Below are 13,089 nucleotides of genomic sequence, written 5' to 3' on the forward strand. Positions count from 1 at the left end.
CGAGCGGCTCAGACCAGGGAGACCTTGCTGCGCCAGGAGCGCACGGTCCGCCAGAGGAGCGCGGCGGCGACGAGGGCCAGGGCCGGGATGATCCCCAGGGGCATCACGTCCTGCGGGTTGCTTGACGTCAGCTCGCTCAGCGGTGCATAACTCACGATCCCGAGGGCCCCACCGTCGACGGCCCCGATCCCGAGCGGGACGACGAGCAGGCCGACCAGCGTGACGAGCTGGGCGCCGACATAGACAGCAAGCCACATCAGCACGGGGCCGCCGGCACCGAGCCGGTTGAGGGGCTCCTCGCTGCCGATGGAGACGGCGAAGTAGTACTGCACCGGCCAGATGAGCACGCCCAGTGCCAGGGCCAGGATCAGCCCGACGATGAGCTGCCAGATCGGCACGGTCTCGAGGAGGCCGGACCAGAAGTCCGCGAAGGCGACGAACGGGTTGAGCTCGGGATAGCCCATCCCGCGGGCGGTGCCGGGCCAGGCCAGGGCGCCCAGGATCAGCACGCCCACGATCGCGCCGAGGGTCGCGGTCCAGACCCAGAGCAGCTTGGCGCGGAAGATTGTGGGGCCGGGCACCGGCAGGGTCTGCGTGAAATAGCCGGCCCGGCCATAGCTGGAGCGCCAGTAGTCCGCGGCCAGCGCGAGCTGGACCGCCGGGACGAGCGCCGCGATGGTGACGATCACGGCATACGCCCCGATCGTGGAGATCAGCGGCCACCGGGTGGCCGCCAGGACCGAGCCGAGCACGACCAGGACCACGGCGACGCCGGCGATGGCGGCGAGCATGCTGCGCGTGCGCAGCCACTCGTGCTTGAGCAGGGTGGCAGTCATCGGTACACCTTCCGGAAGATCTGGTCGAGACTCGCGCCGTGCTCGGCGCGCAGGTCATCGACCTCGCCGCTGAGCATGACCTGGCCCTGGCGCATCATCACGACCGAGTCGAGGAGCGCCTCGAGGTCGTGCACCAGGTGGGTGGAGATCAGCAGCAGGGACTCCTCGGAAAAGTTGCGCAGGATCCCGTCCAGGATCGTCTGGCGCGCTGCCGGGTCGACCCCCGAGATGGGCTCGTCGAGCAGGAAGACCCGGGCATCGCGCGACATGGCCAGGGCGATCTGCACCTTCTCGCGCATGCCCTTGGACATCGCCTTGAGCCGCATGCTCTCCTCGAGTCCGAAGAAGCCGATGAGGTCGCGGGCCTTGTCGACCTGGAAGTCGGGGAAGAAGTCGCTGTAGAGGTCGAGGCAATAGCCCGCCCGTGCGCCGTCGGGCAGGAAACTGACGTCCGGCAGGAACGAGGCGAGCGCCTTGGACTGCGGGCCGGGCGCGTGACCGGCGATCCGCACCTCACCGGTGTAGTCCGCGAGGACGCCGGCCAGCACCTTGAGCAGTGTGGTCTTGCCGCAGCCGTTCTCGCCGAGGAGGCCGATGACCTGGCCCGGGGCGAGGTCGAGATCGAGGGCGTGCAGTGCCGTGACGTCGCCGTAGGTCTTAGTCAGGCCACGCACGTGGATCAGGTCCGGTGCTGGTTGCTCCGTCATGTCAGGCCCGTCCGGTCTCGGTCTGGTCGTAGTCGTGGTCATGCTGGTCCCACCTCTCGTCGATGAGGGCTCGTGCCTGGGTGCGCTGCATGCCGAACCCGCGGGCCCGGCTGACGAAGTCGTCAGCCGCCTCCCTGGCCAGCTCGGCGCGCAGTGCGTTGATGCGGTCCTCGTCGGAGGTGACGAAGCGGCCGGCCGTCCGCTCGGAGCGGGCCAGCCCCTGTCGCTCGAGCTCGGCGAGGGCGCGCTGGATCGTGTTGGGGTTGACGCCGAGGTCGACCGCGAGCTCGCGGACACCGGCCACCCGGGCTCCGGCGGCCCAGTCACCGACGACGATCCGTCGGGAGAACTCGGCCACCAGCTGGACCCAGATGGGGGAGGCGGTGTCGAACTGCACGGTGCTCCTTGGCGTGTCACTGTATTAAGTGCTTAGTACAGTGACACATCAGAGGGCGCACGTCAAGCCCCCAAAAAATAGGGAGGTTTCGTACGGGCTGGAGCAAGAAATAGGGAGGTTTCGTACGGGGTCAGTCGTGCCCGGTGCGAGCGGTGGGGTCGAGGCCGGTGCGCGAGGCCCCAATGAAAGGTCGGCGAGGGCGTACGAGACCTCTATCAAGTTCCGGGTGGGCGTACGAGACCTCTATCAAGTTCCGGGTGGGCGTACGAGACCTCTATCAAGTTCCGGGTGGGCGTACGAGACCTTTATCTTTTTGCGGGGAGGCGGGCGAGGTCTTCCTGGCAGCGGCGCTGGAGCTCGTCGAGCTCGGCGAGGGAGTCCTCGATGTCGCGGCGCCGGCTCTCCAGGTCTGCCCTGCGGTCGTCGATCTGGGACAGCAGATAGCGCAGCTGGCCCGCCTCGCCGGGGTGATCGTCATACATGTCGATGATCGTGCGGATCTCCTCGAGCGGGAACCCGATGCGCCGGCCGCGCATGATCAGCGCCAGGCGGATCCGGTCGCGGCGGTGATAGAGCCGCTGCGTGCCGCGGCGCTCGGGGGAGATCAGGCCCAACTCCTCGTAGTGGCGCACGGCACGGTGAGTCACGTCGAACTCGTCCGCGACCTCCGCGATCGTCCACGTGGCCGACTCGGCTCCTGACTCGGCTCCTGACTCTGGGCCCGACTCCGCTGCCTGCGCACTTGTCATAGCACCCCATCGTGCTTTACGTTTACGTCAACGTCAAGTAAGCGCTCATCCCCAGTTCCACCCGAGAGGCCGGCCACCGATGTTCGAACTCAGCAGTGACCACGAGGACTTCCGTCGACTCGTCCGCGACTTCGCGGAGGCCGAGATCGCCCCGCACGTCGAGGAGTGGGACCGCGACAGCCACTTCCCGGTCGAGCTGATCCCCAAGATGGGTGAGCTCGGTCTGTTCGGGCTCGAGGCGCCCGAGGAGTTCGGCGGCGCCGGGATGGGCCACGAGGGCTTCTCCTACCTGTGTGTCGCCATCGAGGAGCTGGGCCGGGTCGACCAGGCCATGGGCATCACCCTCGAGGCCGGTGTCGGGCTGGGCATCAACCCGATCCAGACCTATGGCTCCCAGGAGCAGAAGGAGCGCTGGCTCCCGGACCTGCTGGCCGGCAAGGCCCTGGCTGGCTTCGGGCTGACCGAGCCCGAGGCCGGCTCGGACGCCGGTGCCACCAAGACTCGCGCAGTCCTCGAGGGCGGCGAGTGGGTCGTCAACGGCGCCAAGTCCTTCATCACCAACTCCGGCACGGACATCACCTCGGTCGTCACCGTGACCGCCAAGACCGGTGAGCTGCCCGACGGCCGCCCCGAGATCAGCGCGATCATCCTCCCGAACGGCACCGACGGCTTCATCGTCGAGCCGCCCTATCGCAAGCTCGGCTGGCACATCTCGGACACGCACGGCCTGACCTTCGAGGGTGCCCGGGTGCCCGAGGCCAACCTCCTCGGTGAGCGTGGCCAGGGCTTCAAGCAGTTCCTGAAGACCCTCGACGACGGTCGCATCGCGATCGCCGCGCTCGCGGTCGGTTGCCTGCAACGGATGCTGGAGGAGACCACGCGCTACAGCCAGGAGCGCCTCGCCTTCGGCAAGCCGATCGCGACCTATCAGGGTGTCTCCTTCCAGGTCGCCGACATCGCCGTGATGACCGAGGCGGCCCGCATGCTGACCTACAAGGCGGCCTGGCTGCGCGAACAGCAGGCTGCCGGCAAGCGCTCGGTCGCCGAGGTGAAGCAGGCCGCAGCGATCGCGAAGCTCTATGCGACCGAGTCGGCCGTGACAGCAACCCGGATGGCCACGCAGGTCTTCGGCGGCAACGGCTTCATGGAGGAATACCCCGTGGCCCGCTTCTATCGGGACGCCAAGATCCTGGAGATCGGCGAGGGCACCTCCGAGGTGCAGCGCATGCTGATCGCCCGTGGCCTGGGCCTGCCGGCCGCCTGACCGGGACACCTGACACCATGGCTGGCATGACACCGCAGTCCGAGTCCGGGCAGGCACCCTTCGCTGACTCCTCCGAGGGGACCGACGCCCGGGTGGGAGACGTCCGCGCGCGGTTCGCCTCGGCATACCAGGCCTCGCAGGCACCCTCGGAGAAGGCGCGCGCCAAGCTCGACTCCCAGAACAAGCTCTTCGTCCGCGACCGCATCGCCCTGCTCTTCGACGAGGGGTCGTTCGTGGAGGACGGGCGCTATGCCAACGCCATGGCGACCGGGCTGCCCGCCGACGGTGTCGTGACCGGCCGCGGCGAGGTCGACGGGCGCCCAGCGATCGTGGTCGCCAACGACCCGACCGTCAAGGCCGGCTCGTGGGGTGCGCGGACCGTCGAGAAGATCATCCGCGCGACCGAGTCGGCGCTGCGTGAGGAGATCCCGATCTTCTGGTTCGTCGACTCCGCCGGCGCGCGGATCACCGACCAGGTCGACCTGTTCCCCGGCCGCCGTGGTGCGGGCCGCATCTTCCACAACCAGGTCGCCCTCTCCGGCAAGGTCCCGCAGATCTGTTGCCTGTTCGGGCCCTCGGCCGCCGGCGGTGCCTACATCCCCAGCTTCACCGACATCATCATCATGGTCGAGGGCAACGCCTCGATGTATCTCGGCAGCCCCCGCATGGCGGAAATGGTTGTGGGAGAGAAAGTCTCGCTGGAGGAGATGGGCGGTGCCCGGATGCACTGCACCGTCTCCGGCGTCGGCGACCTGCTCGCCTCCGACGACACCGAGGCCATCGAGCTGGCCAAGCTGTACTTCTCCTATGTGCCCGACAACTGGCGCACGCCCACACCGCGCTATGTCGGCGAGGAGCCTGCCACCCCGCTCACCCGGCACACCGTCCCCGAGGCGGAGTCGCTGCCCTTCGACATCCGCGAGGTGATCGACGGGCTGGTCGACGACGACAGCTTCTTTGAGATCAAGCCGCTGTTCGCCGCCGAGCTGGTCATCGGCTTCGGCCGGATGGCGGGGGAGACCGTCGGCATCGTGGCCAACAACTCCGCGGTCAAGGGCGGCGTGCTGTTCACCGACTCCGCGGACAAGGCGACCCGGTTCATCTGGCTGTGTGACGCCTTCGGGATCCCGCTGATCTATCTGGCCGACGTCCCGGGCTTCATGATCGGCTCGGAGGTCGAGCGCGGCGGCATCATCCGCCACGGCGCCAAGATGGTCTCCGCCGTGTCCGAGGCGACCGTCCCGCAGTTCTGCATCGTCGTGCGCAAGGCCTATGGCGCGGGTCTGTATGCGATGGGCGGGCCCGGGTTCATGCCGGACGCGACCCTCGCGCTGCCGACCGCCAAGATCGCCGTGATGGGCCCCGAGGCGGCCGTGAACGCGGTCTATGCCAACAAGATCGCCGAGATCACCGACCCCGAGGAGCAGGCGGCGTTCGTCGCGGCCCGCCGCGCGGAGTATGAGGAGGACGTCGACCTCGAGCGGCTCGCCGCAGACCTGGTCATCGACGGCGTCATCGAGGCCGACGCGCTGCGCGACGAGTTGCTGCACCGGCTGCGCTACGCAGCCCGCCGCGACCGGCACTTCTCCTCCCGGCACCGGGCTGTGCCGCCCGTCTGATCGCCGGCGTGGAATAGCGCGACCGCCGCAGCGTTGAAATCGATGACGATTCAACCAAGCGGCGGCCACGAGGCAGCCGCACCAGGAAGGGCGCCCCGCCGATGACCAGCGACACCACGCAGACCAGCACCGCAGCCGGCCCGGAGCTCGAGTTCGGGCTGGACACCTTCGGCGACATCCCGGAGGACGACAACGGCACCCTGCTCACACACGCGGACGCGATCCGTCAGGTGGTCGCCGAGGGCGTGCTCGCCGACGAGGTCGGCGTCGACGTGTTCGCCCTGGGTGAGCACCACCGCTCCGACTTCGCCATCTCCAGCCCCGAGATGGCCCTGGCGGGCATCGCGACGCGGACCGAGCGCCTCAAGCTCGCCTCCGGCGTGACCGTGCTGTCCTCGGACGACCCCGTGCGGGTCTTCCAGCGGTTCGCCACCCTGGACGCCCTCTCGAACGGCCGCGCGCAGGTCATCCTCGGTCGTGGTTCGTTCACCGAGTCCTTTCCGCTGTTCGGCTACGACCTGGCCGACTATGACGTGCTGTTCGAGGAGAAGATCCAGCTCTTCGCCGAGCTCCTCAAGGAGGAGCCGGTCACCTGGCAGGGCACGACCCGCGCCGCGCTCACGGATGCCGACGTCTTCCCCAAGACCGACTCCGGGCACCTGGACACGTGGGTGGGCGTGGGAGGCTCGCCCCAGTCGGTGATCCGCGCGGCGACCTACGGTCTCCCCCTGATGCTCGCCATCATCGGTGGCCCCGCCCAGCGGTTCGCTCCGTATGTCGACCTCTATCGGCGGGCTGCGGGGCAGTTCGGCACCACGGCACACCCGGTCGGCATGCACTCGCCGGGCTTCGTCGCCGACACCGACGAGGAGGCCGCTGAGATCCTCTGGCCGCGCTTCAAGGTGAGCCGGGACCGGATCGGCGCCTCACGTGGCTGGCCGCCGGTCACCCGAGCGGCCTTCGACGGCGAGATCGCGGAGGGCTCGCTCTATGTCGGGTCCCCCGAGACGGTGGCCCGGCGCATGGCGCAGGCAGTCAGTGCCCTTGACGTCGGTCGCTTCGACATGATCTACACCACCGGCAGTGTGCCCACCTCAGCGCGGCTGCGCTCCGTGGAGCTCTACGGCCGCGAGGTCATCCCGCGGGTGCGCGAGCTGCTCGCCGCTCAGCGGGGCAAGGAGTCTGCGTGAGCACGGTCGGCATCCTGGGCGCGGGCAAGGTCGGCATCGTCCTGGCCAAGCTTGCGACCCAAGCGGGCCACGACGTCGTCATCGCCGGCTCGGGTGATCCGGCGAAGATTGCCCTGACGATCGAGGTCCTGGCGCCTGGTGCCGTCGCGACGACCGCGGCCGAGGCTGCTCTGAAGGGCGACGTGGTGATCCTTGCCCTCCCGCTGAGCAAGCACCACACGATCCCGCAGGACGCCCTGGCCGGGAAGCTGGTCCTGGACGCGATGAACTACTGGTGGGAGGTCGACGGGGTGCGCGACGACTTCGTCTCGACCAGCCAGATCGTGCAGGAGTTCCTGCCGGACTCCCGCGTCGTCAAGGCGTTCAACCACATGGGCTATCACGACCTTGAGGACGAGGCCGGACCAGCGGGCTCCGCCGACCGCAAGGCCATTGGGATCGCGGGTGACGATCGCGAGGACCTGGCGGTCGCGGCGAGCCTCGTGCGCGATCTGGGGTTCGACCCGGTCGTGGTCGGGCCACTCGAGCGGGGTGTCGTGCTTGAGCCCGGCGCGCCAGCCTTCGGGGCCAATGTCGGTGCCGCAGCACTCCGGGCGATGACCGGCCACGAGCCCGCCCAGGGGCAGTCAGTTTCGTAGCGAGCCAGCGGACCCCTGAGCGGCGTGAGGGAGGCGATATCTCGCCATCAGCCTGCCGAGTGACCCTGCGCTGCGTGTGCGCCGAGTTGGCTGATGAAGTCCTCGAGGTTCTCATCGGCAACGTCGTCGTAACGTCCGGCTGAAAGATCGGCCCAACCACTGTCGGCAGCATCACGCAATGCGGAGACCTTGGCAGCGTCCTCTGCCTCCTGCCGCTCCAGGAGCCGGAGCCCGGCGCGCAGCACCTCATTGGCATCCTGATAGCGTCCGGAGGACACCAGCGCCTCGACGAACTCGTGCTGGTGCGGACTCAGGACAACATTCCTCGTGGCCATCTCTAACACCTCCTTTGGCAGTTAGGGCGAGTCAGCTGGGCTCGGGGTCGTCCCCGCGTGCCCAGGCGATCGCGATCAGCTGGCGCAGGACGTCCAGGTCGACGTCGTCCAGGCGCTTGACGTAGACGCAGCCCGCACCCTCGGTGTAGGTGCCGAGCCGCGGCAGCAGGGCGGCACCCTCCGGCAGGTCCTTGAGTCCGTAGTGCGAGAGCTGCGCCCTGCGGGGTGAGAACCCGGTCCGCGGCCAGGTGCCCCGGGTGCGGGGATTCGCCGGGGAGATGTAGCGATAGCTCCCGTAACCGACCAGCGACGGACCCCACAGCACGGGATCGGTGCCGGTCACGTCACGGAAGATCTCGGCCAGCGCCAGCCCGTCCTCGCGCCTGCGGGCGGGCTGCGCCGCCTCCAGAAAGGTCTGCACGTCGGCGTCCGTCGGGACAGTCTTCTGCTCGCTCACCCCGTCATTGTCGTCCCAGACCTGGTATGCCGTGGGTCAGGGGGTCTCGTACCTCGCCTCGACGACGGCCTGCTCTGCGCCCTCGCTCGCTGCGGCGTTGTCCACCCGCAGTGTCAACACGTCGCCGCTCTCGGAGTCTTCGTAGGTCACGATCGTCGATCCGGCAGCCCCCTCGGCGCCGGTCTGGGCCCAGTCTGGCCCGCCGCCGTCGCCCAGGATGTGCACGACCTCATCGGTGCCCAGCTGCGCCATGGTGTCCTGGTCGCCGGATCCCCAGGCAACCACAAGAGCGTCGGCATAGGCCGCTGGCTCGGTGGGCAGGCCGGGCTCGTCCCCGGCCGTGGTGAACTTCGCCTGCACGACGGCCTGCTCGGCTCCCTCGCTGGCAGCGGCGTTGTCCACTCGCAGGGAAAGGGTGTCGCCGGTCTCGGAGTCCTGATAGGTCACCGCTGTCGATCCAGCGGCTCCCTCGGAGCTGACCTGTTGCCAGTTCGGGCCGCCTCCGTCGCCGAGGATGTGCACGACCTCCTCGGTGCCCAGTTGCGCCATAGTCTCCTGGTCGCCAGATCCCCAGGCGACCACGAGAGCGTCGGCATAGTCGACCGGGACGGTCGGGATCCCGGCTGCTGCGCTGCCATCGTCATCGGCCGGATCTGTCTCCTCGGCCGGATCTGTCGGCCCGGCGCTGTCCTCGGCTGGCTCTGTCGCCCCTGCGCTGTCCTCGGCCGGCTCGTCGGCGGTGTCCTGTGCCGCGTCGTCCGGCGGATCGCTCTGCTCGCTGGCCGACTCGTTGGGGAGCACCTCGGGCTCCTCCTCATCCCCTCCGCAGCCGGCGAGGAGCACGGCAAGCGTGGTGGCTGCGACGATCGTGCTGCTGGTCCGGCGGCTCTTCATGGTGGCCCTCCGTCTCGAGTGAGCGTTTTCGGACATAGGAGAAACGCATCGGACAGGGTGAAACGTTCCAAGCCCCCGTCAGGACATCGCTGCCAGTGCTCTCTCGGCTGCGGCGCGGACGCGCGCATTGGTGTCCTCTCGCAGCTCGGCGGTCTCACCGGTGAGGCCGCTGAGGCCGTGGGCACGCACCACCTTCAGCCCCATCTCGCGGACCCGCCAGTGCTCGTCCGCCAGAGCTGCCGCGATCGCCTCGAGCGCACCGTCGTCCCAGACATAGAGCAGCCCACGGGCGCCCCAGACCCGCCGCCAGTAGGGTGCCCAGTCCTCGGTGCCGCCCAGCCACGCCAGGTCCGGGTCGTCAGAGCGTTCCTGCCCCAGGATGAGACGAGCGCACCAGTCGACCACTCGCTCCTCGCCCAGCGCCCCGGCGGCGGAGGCGAGCAGCACCCGCGGGTGCGCCCCACGCGGGGGACCCGCAGGTCTCTGCCGGCCACACGTCATACGGTCGATCGCAGTGTGTGCCAAGGGATCTCGAGCTCGCCGAGCAGATCGCGCAGCACGGGCAGGCTCACGCCGACGACTGCGTGAAAGTCGCCCTCGATGCCACGCACATAGGGACCGCCGAGGCCGTCCACGGTGAACGCACCGGCCACCCTCAGGGGCTCACCGGTGGCAACGTAGGCGTCGATCTCCTCATCGCTGAGGTCGGCGAAGTGGACCAGGGTGGAGGCGGTGGCGCCGACGGTGCCCGCGGTCCCTCCCGCGTCGGCGTCTCGCTGGTCGACGAGCCAGTGGCCGGTGTGGAGGGTGCCGGAGCGCCCTCGCATCTTGTGCCAGCGACTGGTGGCCTCGGCCGCGTCGGCGGGCTTGCCGTGGATCTCACCGTCCAACTCCAGGACCGAGTCGCAGCCGAGCACCACGTCGGCCTCCGGGGCGTTCGAGGCCACGTCCTCGCACTTGGCCCTCGCCAGCAACAGCGCGAGGTCAGCCGCCTCCAGTGGATGACCTGCAGCCTGCTCGGCTGCGGCCTGAACGGCCGGCTCGTCGACCGAGGAGACGATCACCTCGGGCGCAACGCCTGCAGAGCGCAGGGTGCTGAGGCGGGCGGGGGAGGCGGAGGCGAGGACAAGGCGTGTCGGCACGGACCCACGGTAGTCCCCGTCACAGACTCAGGGACGCGCGGACGGGGTGAGGGTGTCGAGGCGATTGCCCTGTGCATCCACCTCGAACAGGGTGCTGCCGGGGGGCACCTTCGCCCACGCAAAGCGTGTCTCACCGTCACTGGACTCGCCATGACGGACCACGGCTGGTGGACTGTCCGCTGGGGTCTCGACCGCGAGGTCGACACCGTCGCGCAGGAGCGCAAGATGCTCGTAGGTGCCGTCATCGTGCTCGGCGCCGATCGAGCCGCCGAGGTCGCCGACCTCTGCGTGCCCGTGCTCCTCGGTCGCGCCGGGCAACCAGAGATTCCAGGACCCCTGCAGGGCCTGCGCGACCAGGGGCACCTCCTCACCGGGATCGCTGTCGAAGGTGACGACGTCGTGGACGTGCAGCCACTGCACGTGTCCGGTCCCCGAAGGATCGGTCCAGGCCACCCCCAGGGTCTGCGCAAGGTCTGCTCCGGCATGAGCCGCATAGGCCTCCAGGGCGGTGCCCGGCAGAGGTTCCCGCTGCACCTCTGGCGAGGCACCCCGGCTCAGGAAGCGCAGGTCGGTCACGTCCGCCCCCACCACCCCGAAGTGCAGGGTGTCCCTCTCGCTGAGTGTCACGAGGCCCGGCTGCAGGCGCTCGCCGTGCTGCAGGGCAGCAAGGTCGTCAGCTGCGTACTGGGCGGGTGCCTCGACATGAGTGAGGCGGCCTGTCTCGCCCAGCAGAGCGAAGGCCACGCGTGAGACGTCTTCGCTGCAGGTGTCCAGGGCCACCACAGTCTCCCCCTCGGGAGCGGAGGGCCACACGGTGACCGGCACCTCGGCATACGAGACCGAGTCGAGGTTGATCTGGGTGGTGCCGTCCTCGCCGGTTGTGATGCCCTGACAGGCACTGAGCCACGGGGCGGCCGGCAACACGCCGAGCGGCCCCGGGGTGATCCCGGTGCCCCACAGTGCGCAGACCCCGACCGCTGCCGCAGCGAGCCCGGCAGTGATGCCGCGACGGGTGCGGCGCCGGCGGTCCACCCGCTGCACGGAGGTGAGCACCTGGTCGACGTCGAGCTGCAGGTCGGGAGGGGAGGGCACGGAGCGCAGCGCATCCCCCAGGTCGTGCTCGTTGGTGATCATCGGATCCCCTCATCAATGGTGGCGAAATGCCCTCGGAGACTGGCCAGCCCACGGGCAGCCGTGCTCTTGACGGTCCCCACGGCGATGTCGAGCTGGTCCGCGACGGCCGCCTCGGACTGGTCGCAGTAGTAGCGAAGGACGACGACTCGCCGCTGCTGCTCGGGCAGTCGGGCCAGGGCGGCCATGAGCTCCTGCTGGTCGACGACATCATCGGCCAGGTGTCGGGGAGGAGCCTGGGGCACGGGCGCTGCCTCCGGCTCGGTGGTGTGGTCGACCAGCACCTCGCGGCGTCGCTTGCGCCAGGTGTCGCGCTGCTGGTTGACCAGGACCGTGCGGGTGTAGGCCATCGCCTCGTTCGGACGCACCCTGGCCCAGGCCGTGTAGGTCTTGGTCAGGGAGGCCTGCACCAGCTCCTTGGCCTGCTCGACGTCGCCGGTGATGAACCACGCGATGCGCAGGAGCTCCGGGCTCGCCCGCTGGACGAACGCGGTGAACTCCGCATCGCGCCGTCGCTTGCTCATCCCGTCTCCTCCGCCTGGTTCACACACCCCCTACGTGGCAGGTGCCCACAAGGTTGCCTCATGGCGAGGATTCGCTGGCCGACGCGCTCGGTGGGGGTGATTTCTCGCCACACGATGCGCTCGGTGGAGTTGTGGGGGACAACACGACGCGCTCGGTGGGGGTGAATTCTCGCAACACGACGCGCTCGGTCGATAGAGAGGGAGGTCAGGTGAGGCTGCTGGCGCCCGTTGACACCCCGCGAGCGACGCGGGTGGCGATCTGCTCGAAGGCCTGCGTCAGCTCCGGCGGGCCGAGCACCTCGAAGTCGGCCTCGAACAGCAGCAGCCAGGCGGCCAGGGAGCCGTAGGACCATGAGCCGATTTCGACGCGGCAGCTGTCCGCTGTCAGCGCGGTGACCGTGCCCTGGTCCAGGCCCAGCCAGCGGGCCACGTCTCGGGCCGGGGCGTGCAGGATCACCGAACCCTGCGCGGGCCAGGTCCGGTTCTCCGCGAAGGGGCTCAGCAGCGCATCGACCTGCTCGTCGGTCAGCTCGCGCGGGGTGAATCGCGGCCCCACCGGGATCTTGGGGGTCAGCCGGTCCAGCCGGAAGGTCCGCCAGGCGTCGCGGTCGAGATCCCAGGCCACGACATACCAGCGCCGTCCCCAACTGACCAGGCGGTGCGGCTCGGTGTCCCGACGAGTCTGTGCCCCGTCCTTGGCGGTGTAGTCGAAGCGCAGCCGCTGGTGGTCGCGGCACGCCCGGCCGACCTCGAGCAGGACCTCGCCGTCGACCGACTGCTGCTGCGATCCGCCGCGCAGCGCGGTCACCTGCAGCGCGTCCACCCGGTGCCGGAGCCGGGCGGGCATCACCTGGCGGATGGTGGCCAGCGCCCGCAGTGCCGCCTCCTCGATGCCGGAGATGCCGCTCGTGGCGGTCTGCAGCGCGACGGACACCGCGACCGCCTGCTCGTCGTCGAAGAGCATCGGCGGCAGGTCCGCGCCCGGGGCCAACCGATAGCCGCCGGCCGGGCCCTTGGTGGTCTGCACCGGATAGCCCAGCTCGCGCAGCCGGTCCACGTCGCGGCGCACCGTGCGCGGTGTCACCTCCAGCCGCTCGGCGAGCGCCATCCCGGGCCAGTCCCGCCTGGACTGCAGCAGTGACAGCAGGGTCAGCAGTCGTCCCGATGGTGTCGTCATGTCTTCAATAGTAGAGACGGTAGAGGACA

Annotated in this window: 16 protein-coding genes; 4 read left to right on the forward strand and 12 right to left on the reverse strand. The window is 69.4% G+C overall.

What is annotated here, in order from left to right:
* Positions 1 to 8: 8 nt before the first annotated feature.
* The 4 genes from NF556_RS05435 to NF556_RS05450 all read right to left on the reverse strand — a co-directional run bounded on the left by NF556_RS05435 (position 9) and on the right by NF556_RS05450 (position 2,689).
* Positions 9 to 836 carry a hypothetical protein gene (locus tag NF556_RS05435; RefSeq protein ID WP_252594472.1) on the reverse strand — a complete coding sequence of 276 codons (828 nt, stop codon included), beginning with the start codon at positions 834 to 836 and terminating at the stop codon, positions 9 to 11.
* Positions 833 to 1,543 carry an ABC transporter ATP-binding protein gene (locus NF556_RS05440; protein ID WP_252594473.1) on the reverse strand — a complete coding sequence of 237 codons (711 nt, stop codon included), beginning with the start codon at positions 1,541 to 1,543 and terminating at the stop codon, positions 833 to 835. The genes NF556_RS05435 and NF556_RS05440 overlap by 4 nt, the downstream gene beginning before the upstream one ends.
* A 1-nt stretch (position 1,544) precedes the next feature.
* Complete coding sequence (locus NF556_RS05445) at positions 1,545 to 1,940, reverse strand: GntR family transcriptional regulator (protein ID WP_252594474.1); 396 nt, start codon at positions 1,938 to 1,940, stop codon at positions 1,545 to 1,547.
* Between the two features lie 305 nt (positions 1,941 to 2,245).
* The gene (locus NF556_RS05450) at positions 2,246 to 2,689 is read right to left on the reverse strand and encodes a MerR family transcriptional regulator (RefSeq protein ID WP_252594475.1); all 444 of its coding nucleotides are present in this window, start codon (positions 2,687 to 2,689) and stop codon (positions 2,246 to 2,248) included.
* A gap of 79 nt (positions 2,690 to 2,768) precedes the next feature.
* Here NF556_RS05450 and NF556_RS05455 point away from each other — a divergent pair, with 79 nt between their 5' ends.
* The 4 genes from NF556_RS05455 to NF556_RS05470 all read left to right on the forward strand — a co-directional run bounded on the left by NF556_RS05455 (position 2,769) and on the right by NF556_RS05470 (position 7,400).
* A complete protein-coding gene (locus NF556_RS05455) occupies positions 2,769 to 3,953 on the forward strand; it encodes an acyl-CoA dehydrogenase family protein (RefSeq protein WP_252594476.1) in 1,185 nt (394 codons plus the stop codon).
* 26 nt (positions 3,954 to 3,979) lie between these two features.
* Positions 3,980 to 5,572: an acyl-CoA carboxylase subunit beta gene (locus tag NF556_RS05460; protein ID WP_252594477.1), complete on the forward strand. Its 1,593-nt coding sequence runs from the start codon at positions 3,980 to 3,982 to the stop codon at positions 5,570 to 5,572.
* 101 nt (positions 5,573 to 5,673) lie between these two features.
* Positions 5,674 to 6,762, forward strand: a complete 1,089-nt coding sequence (locus NF556_RS05465) for an LLM class flavin-dependent oxidoreductase (RefSeq protein ID WP_252594478.1) — start codon at positions 5,674 to 5,676, stop codon at positions 6,760 to 6,762.
* Positions 6,759 to 7,400: an NADPH-dependent F420 reductase gene (locus NF556_RS05470; protein WP_252594479.1), complete on the forward strand. Its 642-nt coding sequence runs from the start codon at positions 6,759 to 6,761 to the stop codon at positions 7,398 to 7,400. The genes NF556_RS05465 and NF556_RS05470 overlap by 4 nt, the downstream gene beginning before the upstream one ends.
* 47 nt (positions 7,401 to 7,447) lie before the next feature.
* Here the strand turns inward: NF556_RS05470 and NF556_RS05475 are convergent, their stop codons facing one another.
* From NF556_RS05475 to NF556_RS05510, 8 genes are all read right to left on the reverse strand, one after another.
* On the reverse strand, positions 7,448 to 7,735 hold the full coding sequence (locus tag NF556_RS05475) for a type II toxin-antitoxin system ParD family antitoxin (protein ID WP_252594480.1): 288 nt from the start codon (positions 7,733 to 7,735) through the stop codon (positions 7,448 to 7,450).
* A 31-nt stretch (positions 7,736 to 7,766) separates the two neighbouring features.
* Positions 7,767 to 8,192, reverse strand: a complete 426-nt coding sequence (locus NF556_RS05480) for a DUF1801 domain-containing protein (RefSeq protein WP_252594481.1) — start codon at positions 8,190 to 8,192, stop codon at positions 7,767 to 7,769.
* Between the two features lie 36 nt (positions 8,193 to 8,228).
* Positions 8,229 to 9,086: a hypothetical protein gene (locus tag NF556_RS05485; protein ID WP_252594482.1), complete on the reverse strand. Its 858-nt coding sequence runs from the start codon at positions 9,084 to 9,086 to the stop codon at positions 8,229 to 8,231.
* 78 nt (positions 9,087 to 9,164) lie between these two features.
* Positions 9,165 to 9,533, reverse strand: coding sequence for a hypothetical protein (locus NF556_RS05490; RefSeq protein WP_252594483.1), 369 nt, complete (start codon positions 9,531 to 9,533; stop codon positions 9,165 to 9,167).
* A 50-nt stretch (positions 9,534 to 9,583) separates the two neighbouring features.
* The gene (locus tag NF556_RS05495) at positions 9,584 to 10,228 is read right to left on the reverse strand and encodes a Maf family protein (RefSeq protein ID WP_252594484.1); all 645 of its coding nucleotides are present in this window, start codon (positions 10,226 to 10,228) and stop codon (positions 9,584 to 9,586) included.
* 27 nt (positions 10,229 to 10,255) lie between these two features.
* On the reverse strand, positions 10,256 to 11,362 hold the full coding sequence (locus tag NF556_RS05500; RefSeq protein WP_252594485.1) for a hypothetical protein: 1,107 nt from the start codon (positions 11,360 to 11,362) through the stop codon (positions 10,256 to 10,258).
* Positions 11,359 to 11,883, reverse strand: coding sequence for a SigE family RNA polymerase sigma factor (locus NF556_RS05505; protein ID WP_252594486.1), 525 nt, complete (start codon positions 11,881 to 11,883; stop codon positions 11,359 to 11,361). The genes NF556_RS05500 and NF556_RS05505 overlap by 4 nt, the downstream gene beginning before the upstream one ends.
* A 205-nt stretch (positions 11,884 to 12,088) precedes the next feature.
* Positions 12,089 to 13,060, reverse strand: coding sequence for a helix-turn-helix transcriptional regulator (locus NF556_RS05510; protein ID WP_252594487.1), 972 nt, complete (start codon positions 13,058 to 13,060; stop codon positions 12,089 to 12,091).
* Between the last annotated feature and the right edge of the window lie 29 nt (positions 13,061 to 13,089).

Source organism: Ornithinimicrobium faecis, assembly GCF_023923225.1.
Taxonomy (GTDB): domain Bacteria; phylum Actinomycetota; class Actinomycetes; order Actinomycetales; family Dermatophilaceae; genus Ornithinicoccus; species Ornithinicoccus faecis.